The following is a 20,133-nucleotide window of genomic DNA, read 5'->3' as shown; positions in this document are numbered from 1 at the left end:
TTCAGTTACCCGGCGCGTCTCCTCCCCAGGCGCGCGCCAGCAGGTCCCGAATGCCCGGCCGGGTGATTTCTTTTGGGTTCCAATAGGGGTTCTGCACTGCCAGATCGGCAGCGCGGTCCAGATCCGCCTCTGCCAGCCCCAGATCGCGCAGCGCCATCGGGGCGCCGTGATCCTTGGCGAATTGCCAAAGAGCGGCCGCCGGATCGGCACTTCCAAAGATTTCGCCAACGGGGGCCAGCAGGCCGGGCACGGCAGCAGCGTTATAGGCGGCGGAGTGCGGCAGCACGATGGCATGGGTTTCTGCGTGCGGCAGGCCGAAGCTGCCGCCAAGTGTGTGGCAAAGCTTGTGATGCAGCGCCATGCCCACCTGTCCCAGTACCGTGCCGCAGGCCCAGGCACCCTGCTGCGTGGCAAGGCGCGCTTCCAGACCGGCCGGATCCTCCATCACCCGCGGCAGGGCGCCGGCAAAGATACGCAGCCCGGTCAGCGCCAGTTCAGTCGACTGTGGATTGCGGTCCTGCGCATAGAGCGCCTCGACGGCATGGGCCATGGCATTGAGCGTGCTTGTCACGGTCATCGGTACCGGAAGGGTTGCCACCAGTTCCGGGTCATAAAGCACGGCGGCCGGGCGCAGATTGCTGTCATTCACCGTGGTTTTCACCCCGTTCTCAGTCTGGCCGAGGATCGGCGTGCATTCGCTGCCGGCATAAGTCGTGGGCAGGGCAATCTGGGTGACGCCGATGCGCAGAGCCAGCGCCTTGCCAAGCCCGATGGTCGAACCGCCGCCGGCCGTCAGCACAGTGTCCGCGCCGACATCCTGCAGATGTGCCAGGGCTTCCTCGGTCACCTCGACCGGCGTATGCATGGCGGCGCGGCAGAACACACCTGCCGCCTTGGCGCCCAGCTGCGCCGCCAGCTCCAGCCCGAGATCCGATTGATGCGGTGTGGTCAGCACCAGAACGCGGTTGGCATCCAGCGCAGAAACATGACGGTCCAAGGCGCGGTGCAGCCCCGCCTCAAAGATGACGGTCTGATCTGATCCGTATTTTGCAGTGTCGAACATGCCGGGTGCCTCCAAACCGGGTGTGACACCAATATGATGGATAATTTTTCGAACTTGATCGAACTTGAGGGCGTTAATATAACCTTTCGGTATGAAGCTTGATCCCCGTCACCTTGAATTGCTGTTTGCCATCGTTGATCGCGGCGGGTTGACCGAGGGGGCAGAGCTGCTTGGCAAGTCGCAACCAAGCCTGTCGCGATCGCTTGCGATGCTGGAGGAGCGCGTCGGCGCCCCCTTGTTTGAGCCGGGCAGGCGCCCGCTGCAGCCGACCGAATTGGGCCTTGCCCTGGCCGAGGAAGGCAGGAAGGTCTTTCTGGCAGTGCGCGGCAGCGGTGCGGTTCTGGAACAATTCCAGCGCGGCAAAAGCGGCGCAGTGCGGGTTGCCGGCACGCCGGTGTTCCTCGACGGGGTGATCTCGCCCATGATCGCCGAGTTTCAGATGGGCTACCCGGACGTGCGTATCGACCAGAGCTACGGCTATCCCGGCGACCTGATGCCGAAGCTCAAGGAGGGAACCCTTGATCTGGCCGTTCTGCCGTTGCGGCAGGCGTCAATTCCCGAAGGGTTCTCCTTTGATCAGATCCTGCCTGGCCGCAATGTTATCGCCTGCCGGGCAGGGCATCCGCTGGTCCGGCGCGGGGCAGTGAAGCTGCCGGAAATTGCGCAGTATTCCTGGATCGCGCCACCGGCGGACAGCCCGCTTTACCACGACCTGCGCGCGGTGCTTGAAGGGATCGGAGTGAAGGACTTCAAGGTCAGTTTCTCCGGCGGCTCCCTCAGCGCGGTGGTCAGTATCCTTACGGGGTCCGACGCGCTGACAGTGCTGCCGTTTTCGGTGGTGTTCATGATGCGGCGCCAGAAATCAATCAGCGCCCTGCCGGTCCGCATTGGTGATCCGGACCGGCATTTGGGCATTTTGCGCTATGAAGCCCAGCCAATGCGGCCCTCTGTAAAGCGGTTCGCGGGCTATATCCGGAGTGAGTTCAAGACCCTGTCCGCCAGTATCACCCGTGTGGGCCAGGATGCTGTCTGGCGGCCCTAAGATGCAGGTTGCAGGCGCTGGGCATTTTCAATTCCGAACCTGGCGTCAGTGCGCAGGCCGCTAGGCGTGCGGGCGCAAACCTTAAAGATGAGTCGTCATTTTATATCCGGGAGCAAAAAACAGCTTTGCCAGCGTTACAGGCTTGGTGCGCAGCCAAGTAATCCTTTCCGCCGTGAACAACGGGTCCCCCAGAGGGGCGTCCAGAAATTCGGACACTGTCTGATCGGCCTTGGTCGCCATGAAGCTCAGCTCAAGATTTGTGAAGGGAACTTTTTGCACCAGCCAATCATTCGGACCGGATTGGGTGAAATCCGCCTCCAGTACTTCGGGGATGCTGTCTGTCACAACCCAGCGCACTTCATACTGGAACGGCGCATTGCCGGCATAATGCATGCATCTGATATGCAGAACCTCCTGCTTTTGAGGGATATCAAGCCGGGCTGACAGCCATGCCGGGGCGGGCATGATACGGCTTTCCACCAGGGAATACCGGTAGGCGGCGCCTGTTTCAGCGATTTCATCCCGCACCAGGGGGATGGAAAACTGGGCTTTGCGGACCGGTGAATTCAAAACCCGCGTCCCGGCCTTCCGCTTGCGTTCCAGATAGCCTTCTTCGGCCAGCTCCCGCAGTGCCCGGTTCACAGTGGTGCGCGTGCTTGAAAATTCAACTGCCAGGTCCGTTTCGCTGGGCAGCAGACTGTCCGGCGCCCAGATTTTGTTTTGGATCCGGTCCAGAACGACCTGCTTGATATCCCTGTAGCTCATGTTCTCGCGGGGGGCTGGCATTCGGATTCCCAATTCGATTAAAGAATTTTAATGACTATATATATACACATAATGTTCGGGCGGGAAAGCGTGATGAACGACTGAACAGCCTTGTTCGGCCGGATCTGTTGCCCGGCCGAACAAGGCCTGCAAGTACGCGCGCAGAAGTGTGGCTGGCCTTTTCCGGCAAAATAGTTGGCAATGTCAATTAACGTGACGGTCTGGCGCTCCCAGGTCCACAACTCCCTGGGTTGCCGGATCACCCTGCTGGCGCGGGTGATCGAGCGCCGTTTTGTATAGCGGAATGCCGGACGCAGGCTGACCCGCGTCACTTGGTGCGTGCTGTGGCAGGCCGCCGCCAAACTGTTGCTGGTTGGGCCGCGCATCGTCGCCAAGCTGTAACACATCAGGGGCAAACCAGGGGGTGAACTGTTTTCCTGCCGCAACCGGCTTGTGCACCCGTTCGACACCCTGAAAAACGTGGCGGATCCCACCTCTATATCAATGAGGCGAACGCCGCCCGGGTGCCGGAACGGGCCGGCCTGTTCGCTCGCTCCCTGTTCGGCTATCTCGGTAAGGGCCTGCAGGAGGCCGCCAAAACGGTAGTTACGTCCGCAATCTCGGCTATCCCGCGCGGGAGCATTCGGTGATGGATGGCGGAGTGCTGCAACCGCCCTTGCTGCTGTTGTCCAGCCTCGGTGACGTTTCCCGCATCGGCGAGGTGATGCTGTACTCCGTCCTCGGCCCCCGGCTGAAATCCGGCGCCATGTGCAGCCGTTGCAGGAAAACCTCTCCCTGGAACCTCGAAGAGCTGTTTGCGGAGCTGCCGTTCCGCTGGGCTGCGAGGAACCTGCCGGGCAGCGCGCCCCTGTTGGTGAAACCAGCGGCCCGCTCAAAGTACCAGATCGCAGTGCTGTACATAGACATTGGCCGCGGCGGTTCCAAGCTCATGCACCGGATCTTCGAGGAAGGCTGGATGGTGTTCAACTCCAAGCCCATCAACCACTTCGCGCTGATCGAGGATGCCGCCAATTCCTACTTGATACGCCGTGACGCATCGCCTGCAGGCCTTGGGTAGAGACTTTGAATTCCGCTGCTCATGTTCGGAAAGGCAAACGAGAGTTTGTTGAGGACCCGTAGGCCGTGCCCTGGGTTAAAAAATACATCTGCATTTCTCGAACCAAGGCTCCCGCGCCGGCGAACCGGACGGTGTGCAGGAAATCGACCTCTAGGCGGGCGGCGCAATTTTCTTAAGTAAGAAAATTGCCAAAAGTTTTTGCAAAACTTTTGTGCGCGGCAGCGGTTAATACGGCTGCCGCTCTCCCAGCAGATACCGCGCCGCATCCACATAATCAAAGGCCAGCGAAATTGCGATCACTGTGCAGACAGCCAGAATGATCCGCCGTGGCCAAACGGGCATACCGGGCTGCGCCCGCTGCTGCCACAGCCAGAGCAGCAGAGGTGTCCACAGGACTATATGCGGCAGTCCCAAGAGGCGTACATATCCAAGCTGCCCGTATAGCCAATAAACTCCGGCCCCCGCCAATACACTGGCCGCCACGGTGGCCAGCCCGGCCACCCGGCTGGGCTTCCAGATCAGCAGAGCCAGCGGCAGGACAAAAGCACCCAGGAACAGAATGTTGACCCAGATTTGCACCCAGAGCGGCTGGCTTGCGATCGCTTCGTTCAGTGTCATTGCAGACCCTCCCGTTCACGAGCCTAGGGAAAGGCCGGATCGTCAGCAAGCACTACAGCGGCGATCCGGCGGCGCTGGCCGGCATAGGCGCGGGCATTGACCTCTTCCGGATCGCAGGTCGCCCGCAGCCGCCGCCCGTGCCGGCACGCACATGGGGAGGGCGTATAGGCCGAGGTGAGCATCGTGCCGCGTGCGGCCAGCGCATCCGGGTTCGGGGTTTTCACAATCGGATGGCCGGCGCAGCCCATCGCATCCTTGCGGTGCTCGCCGGAGATGATGACAAGGAAATTCAGTTGCTGGCTCATATTGTGCCCGCTTTTGACTGCCGGTCCAGACTGCAAGCGAAACACAGCGGCTGAATGCCGTTTTGCGTTATCCGGAAAGCGGAAGACACCCATTAGCCATGGCCCGTCTGCAGGTTTCAGGGTTGCGGGTTGCGATACAGGCTGCTATCCAGCCTGTGATTTGTTATGATATAACATATGGAGGTCCCGCATGACAGATAAGAGGCTGCCGGTTACGGTCCTGTCCGGCTTTTTGGGGGCGGGCAAGACCACGCTCTTGAACCACGTCCTGAACAATCGCGCGGGCCGCAAGGTTGCGGTGATCGTCAATGACATGAGCGAAGTGAACATCGACGCAGACCTGGTGCGCGGCGGCTCCGAACTTTCGCTGCAGGACGAAAAACTGGTTGAGATGACCAACGGCTGCATCTGCTGCACCCTGCGCGATGATCTGCTGCAGGAGGTGCGCCGCCTCGCGGGGGAGGGGCGCTTTGACTATCTGTTGATCGAAAGCACCGGGATTGCCGAACCCTTGCCGGTGGCCGCAACGTTTGATTTCCGGGATGCCGATGGCGCCAGCCTGTCGGATGTTGCCCGGCTGGATACGATGGTGACGGTGGTCGATGCGGTGAACCTGTTGCAGGATTTCAGCAGCCACGATTTTCTCAGCGACCGCGGCGAAAGCCTGGGCGAGGAAGACGACCGCACATTGGTCAACCTGCTGACCGACCAGATCGAGTTCGCCAATGTCATTATCCTGAACAAAGTATCGGATGCAGGGCCGGATCAGACCGCAGCAGCCATGGCCGTCATCAAGGCGCTGAACCCGGATGCCGAAGTTATCCACGCGGATCATTCCAAGGTGGACGGTAATAGGATCTTTAACACCGGCCGGTTCGATTTCGACCGCGCGCATGAGCACCCCCTCTGGGCCAAGGAACTCTACGGGCTTGATCACCACGTGCCGGAGACCGAGGAATACGGCATTTCCTCCTTTGTCTACCGCGCCCGGCGGCCTTTTGATCCCGCCCGGATCCACGCGGTGCTGAACGGCGATCTGCCCGGCGTGATCCGGGCCAAAGGGCATTTCTGGCTGGCAACCCGTCCCGAATGGGCTGCTGAGTTTACGCTGGCCGGGGCAATTTCCTCGGTCCGGCCGCTGGGGTTGTGGTGGGCCGCTGTGCCAACAGACCGCTGGCCAACCCACCCCGAAGCCCGGCGCGAGTTTCTGCAGAACTGGGATGAAACCTGGGGCGACCGCCGCCAGGAACTGGTGTTTATCGGGGCAGGCCTGGACAAGAACGCGATCACCGCCTGTCTGGACGCTTGCCTGATGCCGGAACCCGCAGGCGGCTTTGATCCCGCTTGGGCCGCGCTGGACGATCCTTTCCCGGGCTGGCGCCGCAATGGCTGACGGCAAGGCAGGCCGGAACCTGAATTCCGGCCTGAAACGCCGGCGCCGGGCAGGGGACCCGATGCAGGCCTATGACGCATTGCCGCCCGGGCTGCGGCGCTGGCTGGCCTCTGCCTGCCTGCCTTGGAGTCCGGCATCGGCCCTGAAGATCTGGAATAATGCGGGCGGCAGCAAGGATCCCGGTGCCGCCGCGACCCGGCTGAACGCCGCGGAACAGTCCCTAATGCGGCGCGATGCCGGGGTCTGGAACATCCGCAAGTAGCAAGCCCTCGCGGTAGGCACTGATCCGGGCCCCCTGCCATTCAGCGCCATCAGGCGGATTTCTTTTCCGCCTCCGCAGCCGCATCGAACTCTGCCCGTGCGGCATCGATCACCGGCAAATGCTCCAGCGCCCAAAGCCCCAGCGCGCGTAATGGCTCGCGGAACGACTCTCCCAGAGGTGTCAGCGCGTATTCCACCTTGGGCGGGATCGTCGGATAATAGGTGCGGCTGACCAGCCCGTCGCGTTCCAGGCTGCGCAGGGTCAGGCTCAGCATCCGCTGGGAAATCCCCAGGTTCCGCTTCAGTTCATTGAACCGCAGCACCCCGTATTGCGCCAGCGAGATCACCACCAGCACGCTCCAGCGGTCCCCGACCCGTGACAGCACCTCGTTTATGCGGCTGCAGTCCGGGCATTTGGCGGCGTCTGCCATGGCGGTTCCTTCCGTGTTACCGGGGCTCAAACCTGTGCCTTCTTGCGCCCCTTCCGGTACCCCTTATATAGCCAGTCACAAATGTATACCACCCCTGGCAGTCTGCCGAGAAAGGACCCAAGACATGAGCAAGAGCACCCTGATCGAGAAACTGAACTGGCGCTACGCAACCAAGAAGATGGACCCGGCAAAACCTGTGCCGCAGGAAAAGGTCGAGCAGATCATCGAGGCGATCCGCATGGCGCCGACTTCCTCGGGCACCCAGCCGTTTGAGGTGTTTGTCATCACCAACCCCGAAATCCGCGCGCAGATCCGCCCGCACGCCTGGGATCAGGCCCAGATCACCGACGGTTCGCACCTTCTGGTCTTTGCCGCCTGGGACAACTACTCGGAAGACCGTATCGACGCCGTCACCCGCCAGATGACCGAGGAGCGCGGCGAGATCCCGATGCTGAACCAGTACTATGATAACCTCAAGGCGACCTATCTGCCGCGTGAAGAGCGCACCAACCACGACCACGCTGCCCGCCAGGCCTATATCGCGCTGGGCTTCGCCCTTGCCGCCGCCGCCGAACTGGAGGTCGACAGCACGCCGATGGAAGGCTTCACGCCGGAAAAAATCGACGAAATCCTGGGGCTCAAGGACCGTGGCCTGCGCTCGGTCCTGCTCTTGCCGCTTGGCACCCGCGCCGAAGAAGGCGACTGGCTCCTGCCGATGAAAAAGGTCCGCAAATCCCGCGACACCATCGTGACCGAAATCGCCTGAGGCGTGAACAATGCGGCAAGCGGCAATCCAGGCCGCCTGCCGCAGCTCTGATCAGCTTCCTCTTGCACGCACCCGGGAATCCGCCTATACGCGCGCTGTCGGTACAAGGGCGGTCAACGTCCGGATGACACATCTGAGCAGGGCTGGGGCACACCTCGGCCCTTTGTGTTTGTTTGATCAGATGTGATCCGGGCCACGTCCTGTGCGGCTGAACCAAGACCGGCGGAGACAACCGCATGGCCAGAAAAACCGTATGAAAAGGAAATCTGAGACCTCATGGCTCAAAACGTATCAATGGAGGATTTCGAAGCCCTCCTGAATGAAAGCTTCGAAATGGACACTCCGGACGAGGGTTCGGTTGTCAAAGGCAAAGTACTGGCAATCGAAGCCGGTCAGGCCATCATCGACGTCGGCTACAAAATGGAAGGCCGCGTTGATCTGAAAGAATTCGCAAATCCCGGCGAAGCTGCTGAAATCGCTGTCGGCGACGAAGTGGAAGTCTTCCTGCGCTCGGCTGAAAACGCCCGCGGCGAAGCCGTCATCTCGCGTGAGATGGCCCGCCGTGAAGAAGCCTGGGACCGCCTGGAAAAAGCATACGCAGACGATCAGCGCGTCGAAGGCGCGATCTTCGGCCGCGTCAAGGGCGGCTTCACTGTCGACCTGGGCGGCGCTGTTGCGTTCCTGCCCGGTAGCCAGGTTGACGTGCGCCCCGTGCGCGACGCGGGCCCCCTGATGGGTCTGAAGCAGCCGTTCCAGATCCTGAAAATGGACCGCCGCCGCGGCAACATCGTTGTCTCGCGCCGCGCCATCCTGGAAGAATCGCGTGCCGAACAGCGTGCCGAAGTCATCGGCAACCTGACCGAAGGCCAAGCGGTCGACGGTGTGGTCAAGAACATCACCGAATACGGTGCGTTTGTTGACCTGGGCGGCGTTGACGGCCTGCTGCACGTCACCGACATGGCATGGCGCCGTGTGAACCACCCCTCCGAGATCCTGTCGATCGGCGAAACCGTCAAGGTTCAGGTCATCAAGATCAACAAAGAGACCCACCGTATCTCCCTCGGCATGAAGCAGCTGCAGGAAGATCCGTGGGATCTGGTTGGCGCCAAGTACCCGCTGTCCTCGGTCCACAAGGGCCGCGTCACCAACATCACCGATTACGGTGCATTTGTTGAGCTGGAGCCGGGCGTCGAAGGTCTGGTCCACGTCTCCGAGATGTCCTGGACCAAGAAGAACGTCCACCCGGGCAAAATCGTCTCCACTTCCCAGGAAGTCGACGTCATGGTTCTGGAAATCGACGGCGCCAAGCGCCGCGTGTCCCTGGGCCTCAAGCAGACCATGCGCAACCCGTGGGAAGTCTTCTCCGAAGCCAACCCGGAAGGCACTGAGGTCGAAGGCGAAGTCAAGAACATCACCGAATTCGGTCTGTTCATTGGTCTCGACGGCGACATCGACGGCATGGTTCACCTCTCCGACCTCAGCTGGGACGAGCGCGGTGAAGATGCGATCCAGAACTACCGCAAGGGCGACATGGTTTCGGCCGTTGTTTCCGAAGTGGACGTCGACAAAGAGCGTATCTCGTTGTCGATCAAAGCTCTGGGCGGCGACAAGTTTGCAGAAGCGGTTGGCGGCGTGAAGCGCGGCTCGATCGTGACCGTGAACGTGACAGCGATCGAAGACGGCGGCATCGAAGTGGAATATGAGGGCATGAAGTCCTTCATCCGCCGCTCCGACCTGGCGCGCGACCGTGCCGACCAGCGCCCCGAGCGCTTCTCGGTTGGCGACAAGGTCGACGTCCGCGTCACCAACGTCGACTCCAAGACCCGTCGTCTGGGCCTGTCGATCAAGGCACGCGAGATTGCCGAAGAGAAAGAAGCAGTGGAACAGTATGGCTCCTCGGACTCCGGCGCATCGCTGGGCGACATCCTGGGCGCCGCACTGAAGTCGGGCGACGAGTAATCTTCCCGGCCTCACGGCTGCTGAAAACGAAAGCCCCGCAGGTGTCTGCGGGGCTTTTTTCTTGGGTGGGAGGGCTGGTTCGAGCGCATTGCGGAAGTGCCGGATTCTCGCGGCGCGCGTGCAGCACGACGGCCCGCTGCACTTCCGGAAACCGCCCGCTGCATGGCAGAAGGAAGTGCGGAGGGTTAGGCATGGTGCAGCGACGTTTTGGCGGGCAGTGCCCAAGGCGCGCAGACGCCTTTCCTTCACCGCGGCTGCAAGCAGACAGGGCAAGAGGAAACACTTTTGCCACTAATCGCAGGAAGTGAACCTTCCAGTTTTCAACTGGCACTGGAAAGGAGCAATGACGGGCTTGCCTGCATTGCAAAAGCTCGCCTCATAGGTCCCGCATGAGATTGAACAGCAGTATCGGCCGCGGTTCGACATACTCCCTTTCGGACTTAAGCCGCATCCCCGGTGCTCAAAGCCGAATTTTCTTCACGAAGGTTCTCGGACGTAAGTGTATAAATTTAAACAATTGTTTTTTCATTTCACCTTGCAGTCAATCCATAGCAATCTCGATTGAGTTTGCTTCCGCTTGACAGAACAAATCCGGTTTGCCTAAGTCGCGCCTATTCTGGTCCGGCTGGGAAACCACCCGGGTAAAAGGGAACACGGTGAAGTGTAGCCAACAGGCGCTGAATCCGTGACTGCCCCCGCAACTGTGAGCGGAGAGCAATGCTGCGAAATGCCACTGCCCCAAGGGGCGGGAAGGCGCGGCAAAGCTTCGACCCGCGAGTCAGGAGACCTGCCAGGATGATCACCCTATCCCGGTGCGGGGCGCGCCGTAGATAACGGATTTCCGTAGTGGTGGCAGTTTTCACCGTCTGCGGAGGCAGTGCCTTCCAAAGACCCGACCCGAATACACTGCCCGCTTGGGCAGTCACTTGGCCTGCGTTTGTTGCGCGGGCCGGGAGGAATGGAATATGCGCAAGGCAAGCTTGTCCCTGGCCGCGGCCCTGGCCGTCACCCCTGCAATAGCAACCGCCCAGGATTCAGAGGTCACTGACCTGGCGGAGATCATCGTCTCCGGCGGCCTGACGCCGATTGAGGCCCAGAAATACGGCCGCTCCGTCTCAGTCCTGACCAGCGAAGAAATCGAAGATCGCGGTATCAGCACCGTGCAGGACGCGCTGCGTTCGGTCCCCGGCCTGATGGTGAACGGCTCCGGCGACAGTTTCACTCAGGTCCGCATCCGCGGCGCCGAAGCAAATCACACGCTGATCCTGATCGACGGTGTCGAAGCCTCTGGCGGTGACAGCGAGTACATTCTGTCCGGCCTGGACACTGCCAATATCGAGCGGATCGAGGTCATTCGCGGCCCGCAGTCGGTGTTCTACGGCTCCAACGCCTCAGCCGGTGTGATCAGCATCATCACCAGGACCGGCGGCATCGGCACCGAATATGGCGGCAGCGCCGAGGCGGGTTCGGACGGCTACCGGGCGTCGGCGCGGATCTCGTCACGGACCGAGCGCGGCGGCATTTCCTTCAGCTTCGCCCATGACAATGACGACGGCTACGATACCTCCGGCGATGGTGGTGAAGAGGACGGCATCCGCCGCAGCACCTTGCAGGTGAAGGGCGATTACCTCGTCACCGACCGGCTGAAACTTGGCTTCAACGTCCGCACCTCGGATGAGCGCCATGACAGCGACAGCACTTCTTTCACCGCAACGGACGCGGCCAGCTATGTCGTGGATGATCCCACGCAAATCAGTGACCGCGATGAGCAACTGGCCCAGATCTACGGCGAACTGGACACGTTGGGCGGCCGCCTGAAGCATCGGTTGTCGCTGGAACGCACTGACTTTGACCGCTCTTTCAATGGCGGCACCCCGACAGAGACCAAGACCGAAGCAGCAAAATACCTGCTGAGCTTTGGCCTGGGCGGGCAGCCGGCGGATCAGGCAGACCACCTTTTGAACGCAATGCTGGAATGGGAAGAGGATTCCAGCAGTTCCAACCCGGCCTTTGCGCGCGAAACCAGTTCGATTGCCCTGGAATACCGCGGCAGCTTTGCCAACGGCCTGGATCTGCAGCTTGGCGTGCGCCACGACAACAACAGCGTATTCGAAGATGCCACCAGCTGGACGGCCAGTGCCTCTTATACTTTCGCAGGCAGCGGTGTGCGGCTGCACAGCTCCGCCGGGACAGGGATCGTGAACCCGTCTTACTTTGAGCTGTTTGCCAACAGTACATTTGGCGCCACCACCTACCTGGGCAATCCGAACTTGCAGCCGGAGGAAAACCGCAGCTTTGATTTCGGGGTAGAGGTGCCGTTCCTGCAAGGGCGCGGTCTGGTTGATGTGACCTATTTCGACGAGACGCTGACAGGAGAGATCGAGAGCTACATGGTGAACGCAATCACGTTCTCCTACCGCAATCAGGCAGGCGACAGCGAACGCAAAGGCGTTGAGCTGGCGGCAAGCCTGGATGCCACAGAAAACCTCTATCTGAACTTGTCCTACACCTATCTGGACGCCACCAACCCGGATGGTTCGGTTGAGGTTCGCCGTCCGGAGCACGAACTGCTGCTGAGCGCAACTCTGAAAACCTTCAACGGCCGCGGCTCTGTGACGACTGATGTCCGCCATGTAGCAGGCAACTGGGATACTCAGTTTTTCGGCTCTTTTGCTACTGCTGAACTGCCGGAATACACCACCGTCAACGTCTCGGCCCAGTATGACTTGACCGACAAAGTGGTGCTGACCGGGCGCGTCACCAACCTGTTCGACGAGGACTACGCCGACGTCTGGGGCTACGCCAAGCGCGGCCGTGCCGCCTATATCGGCGTAAGGGCCGCGTTCTGACCCATGCGCATGCTGCCCGGCATAGTCCTGGCTCTTTTGTGGGCCGCCACCGGTGCTATTGCCGGGCCGTCGCGCGTGGTCACGATGAATCTTTGTGCCGACCAGCTGGCGATGCTGCTGGCGGCCCCCGGCCAGCTGGCCTCGGTCTCCTATATCGCGCGGGACACACGCGCCTCGGCCATGGCTGACGCGGCAATGGCTTATCCCGTCAATCACGGGCTGGCTGAGGAGATATACCTGCTGCAGGCTGATCTGGTGATTGCCGGCGCCTATTCAACACCTGCCACCACGGATATGCTGCGCCGTCTTGGCGTGCCGGTGGTGGTGTTCCAGCCTGCCAGCTCACTGCAGGATGTGCGCGCACGTATCCTGCAGATGGGTCAGGTTCTGGGCCGCGAAGAGGCGGCCCGCGCATTGCTGGCAGACTATGACCAGCGGCTGGAAAAGTTCGAGCAAGCCGGGCCGGAGGCACCACGCGCCGTGCTTTATGCCGCCAACGGGTTCACTTCCGGCAGCATGACCCTCGCGGGCCAAATCCTGCGCGCGGCGGGACTGCGCAATATCGCGGATGAGCTGGGCTATGCGCACTCCGGTCATATGCCGCTGGAACTGCTGGCGTTGGCCGCGCCGGATCTGCTGATCGGCACGTCGCCCTATCCGCGCGCCTCCCGCAGCGAGGACAATCTGGCGCATCCGGTGGTGCGGCAGCTGGCCGCCCGCAGCGGTGCCGGGCAGATCCGCGATGCGGATTGGGTCTGCGGCACCCCGCATGTGCTGCGCGCGGTGGCGGCGCTGGCGGAGGAACGCCGCATTTTTCTGGAAAAGGAGGGCCGGGAATGACCCGTCTGATGCTGATGCTTGCCACGGCCGTTCTGGCGTTGTTCCCTCTGTCGCTGACCGTGGGGCCTGCGGATGTGGGCATCGGCGAAAGCCTCGCGGCCCTTTTTGACAACAGCTATGGCCCGCTGACGCTGGTGATGCGCGAAATCCGGCTGCCGCGGGCGCTGCTGGCGGTGATTATCGGCGGAGGTCTGGGGCTGACGGGGGCCGCGATGCAGGGCTATCTGCGCAATCCGCTGGCGGAGCCGGGACTGATCGGCGTGTCCTCCTCGGCGGCGCTGGGGGCGGTTTTGGCGATCAACACCGGACTGGCGGCCAGCCTCACCCTGGGCCTGCCGCTGGCCGCTCTGGCCGGTGCTTTGGCGGGTGTGTTTCTGGTGATGGCGCTGGCCGGGCCGCAGGGCGGCTCGCTGACGCTGATCCTGGCAGGGATCGCGATTTCGGCGATGGCGGCGGCGCTCACCTCGCTGGTGCTGAACCTGTCGCCCAACCCCTTTGCCGCCAATGAGATCGTGTTCTGGATGATGGGCTCGCTGGCGGACCGTTCGATGCTGCATGTCTGGCTGGTGCTGCCGTTTGCGCTGACCGGGGCCGCGATCCTGATGACGCTGTCGCGGGGTCTGGATGCGCTTACTCTGGGCGAAGATGCGGCGCAGACCATGGGGATGAACCTGAACCGCCTGCGGCTGCTGTTGGTGGTCGGGACTGCTGCCATTGTCGGCGGCGCCACTGCTGTGGCGGGCGCTATCGGCTTCATTGGCCTGGTGGTGCCGCATATCCTGCGCCCGCTGGTTGGCGGCCAGCCGTCGCGGCTGTTGTGCGCCTCGGCGCTTGGCGGGGCCATCATGCTGCAACTGTCTGATATCGCTGTGCGGATCATCCTGCCGTCGCGGGATCTCAAACTGGGGGTGGTCACTGCGCTGGTTGGCGCGCCGCTGTTCCTGCACCTGATCTACAAGACGCGGAAGGGGCTGGCATGAGCGTGCTTTCAGTCCGGAACCTCGCTGTCACATTGCGGAACCGTCCGGTGCTTCGCGATGTGTCGTTTGAAATCCAGGCAGGTGAATTCGTCGGCCTGTTGGGGCCGAATGGCGCAGGCAAAAGCAGCCTGATGCGCGCCGCCCTGGGGCTGATCCAGGCGCAAGGGCACAGCTCGCTGGCAGCGATGAGCGCGGCGGAGCGCGCCCGCGCGGTGGCCTGGATGCCGCAATCGCGCGAGATCGCCTGGCCGATCCCGGTGGAGCGGCTGGTGGCGCTTGGCCGCCTGCCGCATCTGCCGCAGGGGCTGCGGCTGCCGCCTGGCGATCAGGCTCTGGTCGACCAGTCGATTGTACGCATGGGACTGGAACCGTTCCGTCAGCGCGCCGCCTCCCGCCTGTCCGGCGGCGAGCAGGCCCGCGCGCTGATTGCCCGCGCGCTGGCGCAGGACACGCCGCTTTTGATGGCTGACGAGCCTGCCGCAGGGCTGGACCCGGCGCATCAGATCTCCACTATGGAGGTCTTTGCCAGCCTCGCTGCCGAAGGCCGCGCCGCGCTGGTCTCTCTGCATGATCTGGGGCTGGCGGCGCGCCATTGCACAAGGCTGATCCTGCTGGCCGAAGGCAGCATCCTCGCCGACGGGCCGCCCGCCGAAGTGCTGACACCGGACTTGATGGCCCGCGCCTTTGGCATCTCGATCTGGCATGAGACCACGGCGCAAGGGCCGGTGTTCCAGCCACTGGAGGTGCTGTGATGAGTGCCGTCACTCTGGAGCGCCCCTGGATCGAGTTTGACCTGGGCGAGGAGATGCAGGTGCTGAGCTGGGCAGTGAACCGCCCCGGCTTGGTCACCGCCCGCCGCATCCTGTGGCGCGAAGTCCGCAACAGTGACCTGCCGCGGGATCTGGATGTCACCGAATGGTTTGCCGGTGAACTGGCACAGCGGGGTGGCGGGGATGCCGTGGCCTTTCTCACCTCGCGCGATGTGCGCCGCTACTGCGAAGCCATGGCTGAGGTGGAGGGCATCCAGGCCCATGCGGTAGCCACCGTCGGCCTGTCCAACGCCGAGCGGGTTGGGAGCCGGATGGACTACGCCGGCCGCAACTGGGGCACCATCAATGTCGCACTGCGCCTCTCCGAAGGGCTGACCCACGCCGGGCTGATCGAAGCGATGAGCATTGCCGTCCAGGCCCGCACCGCGGCCGTGATGGACGCTGGCATCATTTTGCCAAGCGGAACCGCGACGGGCACCGGAACCGACTGCATCGCGGTGGCAGCCCTGGCCGGCGCAAACCCCTATGCAGGGCTGCACACCGCCACCGGCGAAGTCATCGGCAAAGCCGTTTACCAGGCCGTCCACACCGGCGCTCTGGAGTGGAAAGCAACCAACAGGAGGGCAGCAGATGCCTAAGCTTCAACAAGTGCTGAAAGACGCGCTGATGCAGGAAGACTGCGGTTGGAACATGGGGTCTTTTGGCGCCATAGGTGAGTTCCACCACGTCTATGGCGACCCGGCGCCGCAAGAACATGCCGGGCGTATGCAGGTCACGGACCGCGGCGGGGTGCGTATTGATACGCTGGAGGGCGTGCGCCCGGTGGCCTATGAGATCCTCAGCCCCAAACCGCACCGCTGGACCCAGGCGGTATCCCTGTGCCTGCCGCATGACGCCGCCGCGATGAACCAGCGCGATGTGCTGACCGCGCTTGGCCCCGACAAAGGCGCCCTGCGCGAGGAAGACCGCGGCGCCCAGTTGTTCGACATGGGGTTGGGCCAGTACCAGGCGGATTTCTGCATCCGCACCGCCAATCCGGAATTGCTAGACCTACTGAACAAAAACGCCGGCCGCTCGCTGTTTGAACATGGCAACCCGGCAATGGGGGCAATCCTGAAGCACCATCCCCACCGGGTGCTGCTGACCCGCCTTGGCCGGGTCGAAGTTTATCAAATGATCGGCGGTCCCGACACCGGTGGCAAATCCCCCGAAGGCCCGCACACCCATGTGCTGCCCAAGCTGCTGCGTGCCGAGCGTACCCATTCCGCCAACACCCCGATCCCCGAGGGCTGGGTGCCCTGTTGCGGCGTGCATCCGGAGAACCCGGTGGTCAACCGGCTGGGCGAGGACAAGGTGTTCAACCGTGCCGCCTTTGATGCCTTTCAGGAGCTGCTGGGTGCTTGGGGCGCCGAAGCATATTGCCAGGGTAAACAGGCGGTGTGGGGGCTGCTGAACACAGAAACACCTGCTGAGGATGCCGAAGAGCCCTGCACCCGCGAAGGCCGGGCAGGCTGGCGCAATGGCATCCGTCAATGGCGGTTGCTGCACGGCCCCAGCCGCCTGAGCGAATCCTATGCCGAACGCTTTGACCGCGGCGCAGAGCAAACCGACCCGGAAAACCCGGGCCACTGACGGAGGCTGCGCTGTTCCTGTAGCGGGTGATTGCGCAGGCGGATGCCTGACGCAAATCGCAGGCGGAGGCCTGGATTGCTGAGTGGCGCGAGGGTCACACAGCGCCTAGCCACCGCAGGACGCACACCGCTGGACCGGGTGACGCTGTCTGCGGTACGGCCTGTTCTGAAGCCCGAATTCAATGCGGAGAGGGCAGAGAAGGAAAACCACCCGCACCGCCAAGGCGGAACTGGCCGTCCTCCGCCGCGGTCAGCACACGCGCCTCATCTGCAATTGCGCTGATCTCCCCCATTCGCGCCGGATCGCAACCCACCACGCGCGGAGACGCGTCGCCCACGAAATAGACCGCTTCAGGCCCGGTATAGGCGGTGTTCAATGGCAAGAAGATGCCGCCGGCCATCACTGTGCCCGGATACAGCTCGATCGCTTGTATTGTGGAACGTCACAAACCTTTGACTCTTTTGGCATCAAAACCTCTGCAAAGCCCGCTCTGTCTAGGGTCAGGATGCATTGATTTTCAACGCGCTGCGTGATTCACGGCTCAGAAAACGGAGCGGTGACATGAGCGACCTTTACTGGCTGACCGACGAGCAGATGGCCAAACTTGCCCCTTTCTTCCCGAAGTCTCACGGCAAGCCACGGGTCGATGACAGGCGGGTGTTGAGTGGGATTATCTTCATCAATCGCAATGGGTTGCGCTGGCGGGATGCGCCGCGGGAATATGCTCCGCACAAGACGCTGTACAGCCGATGGAAGCGTTGGAGCGAGAAAGGCATCTTCGCGCAGATGATGGTCGGCCTGGCTGTCGAACACGGCGAGGAAAAGACCGTGATGATCCCCTTTCGGGACATTGCTGCGCAATGCCCTGCCGGGCAGCGGACGCGACCTATTTGAAGGCACACCGCACTGCGACCAGCATGGCCGCGAAAAAGGGGGGCGTGGACGCCTGATCGGTCGGACCAAGGGCGGCATGAACACCAAACTGCACGCCATCTGCGATAGCCAAGGGCGGCCGCTCAACCTGTTCGTCACCGCCGGCCAAGTCAGCGGCTACATCGGCGCGCGGGCACTGCTCAGTAGCCTGCCAAAGGTCGACTGGTTGCACGGGGATCGTGGCTATGACGCCGACTGGTTCAGGGACGCGTTGAAAGACAAAGGGATACGCGCCTGCATCCCCGGCAGAAAGCAACGCAAGACCCCGGTCAAATACGACAAGCGCCGATACAAACGACGCAACCGCCCCTCTCGTGACATTGCTGCGCAATGCACTGCCGGGCAGTGATTGAGATCATGTTCGGCAGGCTAAAAGACTGGCGGCGTGTGGCGACACGCTATGATCGCTGTCCCAAGGTCTTCCTCTCAGCCATCGCTCTGGCCGCGACCGTCATCTATTGGTTATGAATCCTGACCCTAGGGTTTGTGGCTGCTGTCAGCGTGAGCTGCAGCGGCGGCAAGTCTGACAAGGAGGAAAGCGTGGTTGGATTTCGGTGTTATGGGGGGGGGGTCGGTACCGCTGCTGCAATCTCTGCGCGGAACGGTAGCTCGTTTGGGGACGGGTAGTGCTGGGCGTGCGGTTTCCGCAGTCCAGTTTTGGCACGGTTGCCTGGAAGCTGTCCGCACTGACTGGTCCAGTGCCGCCGGATGGCGGGGCCGGGTGTGACGGTTTGATCATGCTGCATCCTCCCTTGGGCGTGCGCGGTATTTTGGAGTTTGGCCGCGCAGGAAGGTCTCGATGACACGCATCGCGCTGCCGCATTCCGGGCCAGCTCGAAGCTGGTCCTCTTCATCCGTGCCGGTGCGCTGATCGTTTTCGGCTGCCTGATCCGGGTTTTGCCCTTTGCCGAGCAAGCTCCTGATCCGTCCCGTCCTGTCGCGCCGGATACCATTGGCGAGGAAGCCAGCGTGTCTGATGCAGTAGAAGCCGGTGGGCAGGACAGGGTTGAGCAAGCGGCGGATGAACTCATCTGCCGGCAGGCGCATGACCTTCGTCCCCCATTCATGGTTTGAGATAGCCCCCCGGTGGGTATACCGGCTCACATAGGCAAGCACGGCATCCGGCCCGCCGAAGGGCGGTTTGGCATAAACGGCCCGGTTGGTTTTGCGCAGCGGCGCGGGATGGGCAGCGAAGGTATCCGGGTTTGCTCATCCCGCCAGAGCGCCGAAACAGCCTCGACAGGACCTTCACCGGCAGGAAAACCGCCTGGGCGGCAGGCGCTCCAGCGGGTGCCATCTGGCGGCAGCCCGCCTCCCGGCACGAAAACATGCACGTGCGGGTGATGGGTCATTGCCGAACCCCACGTCTGCAGAACCGATGTCATGCCGGTCTTCACACCCGGGTGTTTTGGACCGGCTGCGATGGTCAGGAGCGTTTGGGACGACACCTTGACCAGCAAGCCATAGGCCGCCGCCTTGTTCTGAAACGCAATACCCGCGATCCGGGCTGGCAGCGTAAAGACCGCGTGGAAGTATTCGACGGGCAGCATGCCCGCCGAGCGCTGCGGTCCGGCAGCTCTCAATCGCGGACATTACCTTCAACTGTGGCAGGTTCAGGTGTCCGGCATGGTCATGACGGCAGGCAGCACCGCGGGCGCGGAAGATATCCGCGACCTCCAGTCCGGGACGGGGCATCTGAGCCCTGCCTGACCGGGATTGGCCTCCCGTCTCATGAGCAGATCAAGGGGGCTGGCTACATCCTGAAAGGTGTTGGCCGCCACCTTTGGTGGTGGTCTCCGGCTTGGCGTGCCCGGGCAAAACCTGAATGACCCGGATATCAGTCCCGGCCCCCGGCAGATGGGTTGCAAAGCTGTGCCTCAGCCTGTGGGGTGGCACCTTCTTCCTGACCCCGGCGAAGCCGTGCGCCACGCCGAAAGCCACGCTAAAGGCAGCGCGGCATCGCAATCCAGGTCCGGGCGCGGTTTCCAGAAGGCGTGACACGTCCTCGGCGCTCAGCGCCACGGGGATCTTCTTGGCTGCCCGCTGATAACGCATGCGCCGCGTTCAGCGGGAAAACGAGTGACAGGATCGTTTTCCTTTCCGCCTTCACTCTCCGGGCGCAGACACCTGGTTGCATAGAAGAAGCTCAGCACCGTCAACCGGTTATTGAAGGTTGGCGCACCAACGCCCCGTTCCTTCATATCAAGCTGAAATGCCCGCAACTCCTCCGGCGTCGCGCTATTCGGCGCATGCCCCGGAAACCGGGCGAGGCCGCGCATCGCCCGCAAATGCATCGTTTGCGTCTTCGGCTGCAGCCCCTTGATTTGCATGTCTTCGGCAAAACGCTGGCGCAGTTTGGGAAAATATTGACCGGTCACGAGAACTTCCTGTCATCAATTTGAGTAGGTCCCAATCGTCAGACAGACGCGCCCATTCGCAAATGCACAG

20 protein-coding genes, 3 pseudogenes and 1 riboswitch are annotated in these 20,133 nt (G+C 62.3%); of the genes and pseudogenes, 13 read left to right on the top strand and 10 right to left on the bottom strand.

The annotated features are described in order from the left end of the window. Position 1: 1 nt before the first annotated feature. Positions 2 to 1,063, bottom strand: a complete 1,062-nt coding sequence (locus tag ETW24_RS15955; RefSeq protein ID WP_129371961.1) for a maleylacetate reductase — start codon at positions 1,061 to 1,063, stop codon at positions 2 to 4. A 91-nt stretch (positions 1,064 to 1,154) separates the two neighbouring features. Between ETW24_RS15955 and ETW24_RS15950 the strand changes: the two genes are divergently transcribed. Further along, positions 1,155 to 2,105 (top strand): LysR family transcriptional regulator, encoded by a 951-nt coding sequence (locus ETW24_RS15950; protein ID WP_129371960.1) that lies wholly within the window; start codon positions 1,155 to 1,157, stop codon positions 2,103 to 2,105. A gap of 81 nt (positions 2,106 to 2,186) precedes the next feature. On the opposite strand, the gene ETW24_RS15945 is transcribed toward ETW24_RS15950, so the two are convergent. After that, on the bottom strand, positions 2,187 to 2,891 hold the full coding sequence (locus ETW24_RS15945; protein ID WP_254695637.1) for a GntR family transcriptional regulator: 705 nt from the start codon (positions 2,889 to 2,891) through the stop codon (positions 2,187 to 2,189). Between the two features lie 17 nt (positions 2,892 to 2,908). Beyond that, positions 2,909 to 3,265 (bottom strand): hypothetical protein, encoded by a 357-nt coding sequence (locus ETW24_RS24325; protein ID WP_164982756.1) that lies wholly within the window; start codon positions 3,263 to 3,265, stop codon positions 2,909 to 2,911. Between the two features lie 215 nt (positions 3,266 to 3,480). Between ETW24_RS24325 and ETW24_RS25410 the strand changes: the two are divergent. After that, positions 3,481 to 3,750, top strand: a pseudogene (locus ETW24_RS25410) (hypothetical protein); the annotation flags it as partial. A gap of 423 nt (positions 3,751 to 4,173) precedes the next feature. Here ETW24_RS25410 and ETW24_RS15935 read toward each other — a convergent pair. After that, positions 4,174 to 4,566, bottom strand: coding sequence for a hypothetical protein (locus tag ETW24_RS15935; RefSeq protein ID WP_129371959.1), 393 nt, complete (start codon positions 4,564 to 4,566; stop codon positions 4,174 to 4,176). Between the two features lie 23 nt (positions 4,567 to 4,589). Continuing rightward, positions 4,590 to 4,871, bottom strand: coding sequence for a sulfatase-like hydrolase/transferase (locus ETW24_RS15930; protein ID WP_247676731.1), 282 nt, complete (start codon positions 4,869 to 4,871; stop codon positions 4,590 to 4,592). 190 nt (positions 4,872 to 5,061) lie between these two features. Here ETW24_RS15930 and ETW24_RS15925 point away from each other — a divergent pair, with 190 nt between their 5' ends. Both ETW24_RS15925 and ETW24_RS15920 read left to right on the top strand, forming a co-directional pair. Further along, complete coding sequence (locus ETW24_RS15925; RefSeq protein WP_129371958.1) at positions 5,062 to 6,264, top strand: GTP-binding protein; 1,203 nt, start codon at positions 5,062 to 5,064, stop codon at positions 6,262 to 6,264. Then, positions 6,257 to 6,526, top strand: a complete 270-nt coding sequence (locus tag ETW24_RS15920) for a DUF6525 family protein (RefSeq protein WP_129371957.1) — start codon at positions 6,257 to 6,259, stop codon at positions 6,524 to 6,526. Before ETW24_RS15925 ends, ETW24_RS15920 begins: the two co-directional genes overlap by 8 nt. A 49-nt stretch (positions 6,527 to 6,575) precedes the next feature. Here ETW24_RS15920 and ETW24_RS15915 read toward each other — a convergent pair whose 3' ends face one another. Beyond that, complete coding sequence (locus tag ETW24_RS15915) at positions 6,576 to 6,956, bottom strand: winged helix-turn-helix transcriptional regulator (protein ID WP_129371956.1); 381 nt, start codon at positions 6,954 to 6,956, stop codon at positions 6,576 to 6,578. A 124-nt stretch (positions 6,957 to 7,080) separates the two neighbouring features. Here ETW24_RS15915 and ETW24_RS15910 point away from each other — a divergent pair, with 124 nt between their 5' ends. From ETW24_RS15910 to ETW24_RS15875, 8 genes are all read left to right on the top strand, one after another. After that, positions 7,081 to 7,722: an NAD(P)H-dependent oxidoreductase gene (locus ETW24_RS15910; protein ID WP_129371955.1), complete on the top strand. Its 642-nt coding sequence runs from the start codon at positions 7,081 to 7,083 to the stop codon at positions 7,720 to 7,722. Between the two features lie 276 nt (positions 7,723 to 7,998). Continuing rightward, positions 7,999 to 9,681: a 30S ribosomal protein S1 gene (gene rpsA / locus ETW24_RS15905; protein ID WP_129371954.1), complete on the top strand. Its 1,683-nt coding sequence runs from the start codon at positions 7,999 to 8,001 to the stop codon at positions 9,679 to 9,681. Positions 9,682 to 10,281: 600 nt separating this feature from the next. Beyond that, a riboswitch (cobalamin riboswitch) is annotated at positions 10,282 to 10,490 on the top strand. Positions 10,491 to 10,646: 156 nt separating this feature from the next. Beyond that, positions 10,647 to 12,530: a TonB-dependent receptor plug domain-containing protein gene (locus tag ETW24_RS15900; protein ID WP_254695636.1), complete on the top strand. Its 1,884-nt coding sequence runs from the start codon at positions 10,647 to 10,649 to the stop codon at positions 12,528 to 12,530. 9 nt (positions 12,531 to 12,539) lie between these two features. After that, a complete protein-coding gene (locus ETW24_RS15895; RefSeq protein WP_254695124.1) occupies positions 12,540 to 13,370 on the top strand; it encodes an ABC transporter substrate-binding protein in 831 nt (276 codons plus the stop codon). Next, positions 13,367 to 14,350, top strand: coding sequence for a FecCD family ABC transporter permease (locus ETW24_RS15890; RefSeq protein ID WP_129371952.1), 984 nt, complete (start codon positions 13,367 to 13,369; stop codon positions 14,348 to 14,350). The genes ETW24_RS15895 and ETW24_RS15890 overlap by 4 nt, the downstream gene beginning before the upstream one ends. After that, complete coding sequence (locus tag ETW24_RS15885; protein WP_129371951.1) at positions 14,347 to 15,102, top strand: ABC transporter ATP-binding protein; 756 nt, start codon at positions 14,347 to 14,349, stop codon at positions 15,100 to 15,102. Before ETW24_RS15890 ends, ETW24_RS15885 begins: the two co-directional genes overlap by 4 nt. Beyond that, on the top strand, positions 15,102 to 15,758 hold the full coding sequence (locus tag ETW24_RS15880) for an adenosylcobinamide amidohydrolase (RefSeq protein WP_129371950.1): 657 nt from the start codon (positions 15,102 to 15,104) through the stop codon (positions 15,756 to 15,758). Before ETW24_RS15885 ends, ETW24_RS15880 begins: the two co-directional genes overlap by 1 nt. After that, positions 15,751 to 16,752: a DUF6925 family protein gene (locus ETW24_RS15875; RefSeq protein ID WP_129371949.1), complete on the top strand. Its 1,002-nt coding sequence runs from the start codon at positions 15,751 to 15,753 to the stop codon at positions 16,750 to 16,752. The genes ETW24_RS15880 and ETW24_RS15875 overlap by 8 nt, the downstream gene beginning before the upstream one ends. A 178-nt stretch (positions 16,753 to 16,930) precedes the next feature. Here the strand turns inward: ETW24_RS15875 and ETW24_RS15870 are convergent, their stop codons facing one another. Beyond that, positions 16,931 to 17,152, bottom strand: a complete 222-nt coding sequence (locus ETW24_RS15870) for a hypothetical protein (protein ID WP_237456736.1) — start codon at positions 17,150 to 17,152, stop codon at positions 16,931 to 16,933. 161 nt (positions 17,153 to 17,313) lie between these two features. Between ETW24_RS15870 and ETW24_RS15865 the strand changes: the two are divergent. After that, positions 17,314 to 18,153: pseudogene (locus ETW24_RS15865) on the top strand (IS5 family transposase). Between the two features lie 267 nt (positions 18,154 to 18,420). Here ETW24_RS15865 and ETW24_RS15860 read toward each other — a convergent pair. The 3 genes and pseudogenes from ETW24_RS15860 to ETW24_RS24910 form a co-directional block, all read right to left on the bottom strand. After that, positions 18,421 to 19,380 (bottom strand): annotated as a pseudogene (locus tag ETW24_RS15860) (IS91 family transposase). 45 nt (positions 19,381 to 19,425) lie between these two features. After that, a complete protein-coding gene (locus ETW24_RS25125) occupies positions 19,426 to 19,740 on the bottom strand; it encodes a tyrosine-type recombinase/integrase (RefSeq protein WP_302664660.1) in 315 nt (104 codons plus the stop codon). Continuing rightward, complete coding sequence (locus tag ETW24_RS24910; protein WP_205877290.1) at positions 19,698 to 20,063, bottom strand: site-specific integrase; 366 nt, start codon at positions 20,061 to 20,063, stop codon at positions 19,698 to 19,700. The genes ETW24_RS25125 and ETW24_RS24910 overlap by 43 nt, the downstream gene beginning before the upstream one ends. Positions 20,064 to 20,133 lie beyond the last annotated feature (70 nt).

The organism is Leisingera sp. NJS204, assembly GCF_004123675.1.
Taxonomy (GTDB): Bacteria; Pseudomonadota; Alphaproteobacteria; order Rhodobacterales; family Rhodobacteraceae; genus Leisingera.
Note: the sequence above shows the minus strand (reverse complement) of the source record. Positions and strands in the feature narration are given on the sequence as shown.

Excerpts from the sequence above, each read along its gene's own strand:
- ETW24_RS15930 (WP_247676731.1), bottom strand. The coding sequence starts at position 4,871 with ATGAGCCAGCAACTGAATTTCCTTGTCATCATCTCCGGCGAGCACCGC.
- ETW24_RS15885 (WP_129371951.1), top strand. The coding sequence starts at position 14,347 with ATGAGCGTGCTTTCAGTCCGGAACCTCGCTGTCACATTGCGGAACCGT.
- ETW24_RS25125 (WP_302664660.1), bottom strand. The coding sequence starts at position 19,740 with ATGCGTTATCAGCGGGCAGCCAAGAAGATCCCCGTGGCGCTGAGCGCC.
- ETW24_RS15950 (WP_129371960.1), top strand. The coding sequence starts at position 1,155 with ATGAAGCTTGATCCCCGTCACCTTGAATTGCTGTTTGCCATCGTTGAT.
- ETW24_RS15945 (WP_254695637.1), bottom strand. The coding sequence starts at position 2,891 with ATGCCAGCCCCCCGCGAGAACATGAGCTACAGGGATATCAAGCAGGTC.
- ETW24_RS15925 (WP_129371958.1), top strand. The coding sequence starts at position 5,062 with ATGACAGATAAGAGGCTGCCGGTTACGGTCCTGTCCGGCTTTTTGGGG.
- ETW24_RS15935 (WP_129371959.1), bottom strand. The coding sequence starts at position 4,566 with ATGACACTGAACGAAGCGATCGCAAGCCAGCCGCTCTGGGTGCAAATC.
- ETW24_RS15880 (WP_129371950.1), top strand. The coding sequence starts at position 15,102 with ATGAGTGCCGTCACTCTGGAGCGCCCCTGGATCGAGTTTGACCTGGGC.
- rpsA (WP_129371954.1), top strand. The coding sequence starts at position 7,999 with ATGGCTCAAAACGTATCAATGGAGGATTTCGAAGCCCTCCTGAATGAA.
- ETW24_RS15900 (WP_254695636.1), top strand. The coding sequence starts at position 10,647 with ATGCGCAAGGCAAGCTTGTCCCTGGCCGCGGCCCTGGCCGTCACCCCT.
- ETW24_RS15875 (WP_129371949.1), top strand. The coding sequence starts at position 15,751 with ATGCCTAAGCTTCAACAAGTGCTGAAAGACGCGCTGATGCAGGAAGAC.
- ETW24_RS15910 (WP_129371955.1), top strand. The coding sequence starts at position 7,081 with ATGAGCAAGAGCACCCTGATCGAGAAACTGAACTGGCGCTACGCAACC.
- ETW24_RS15870 (WP_237456736.1), bottom strand. The coding sequence starts at position 17,152 with ATGGCCGGCGGCATCTTCTTGCCATTGAACACCGCCTATACCGGGCCT.
- ETW24_RS15895 (WP_254695124.1), top strand. The coding sequence starts at position 12,540 with ATGCTGCCCGGCATAGTCCTGGCTCTTTTGTGGGCCGCCACCGGTGCT.
- ETW24_RS15955 (WP_129371961.1), bottom strand. The coding sequence starts at position 1,063 with ATGTTCGACACTGCAAAATACGGATCAGATCAGACCGTCATCTTTGAG.
- ETW24_RS15890 (WP_129371952.1), top strand. The coding sequence starts at position 13,367 with ATGACCCGTCTGATGCTGATGCTTGCCACGGCCGTTCTGGCGTTGTTC.
- ETW24_RS15920 (WP_129371957.1), top strand. The coding sequence starts at position 6,257 with ATGGCTGACGGCAAGGCAGGCCGGAACCTGAATTCCGGCCTGAAACGC.
- ETW24_RS15915 (WP_129371956.1), bottom strand. The coding sequence starts at position 6,956 with ATGGCAGACGCCGCCAAATGCCCGGACTGCAGCCGCATAAACGAGGTG.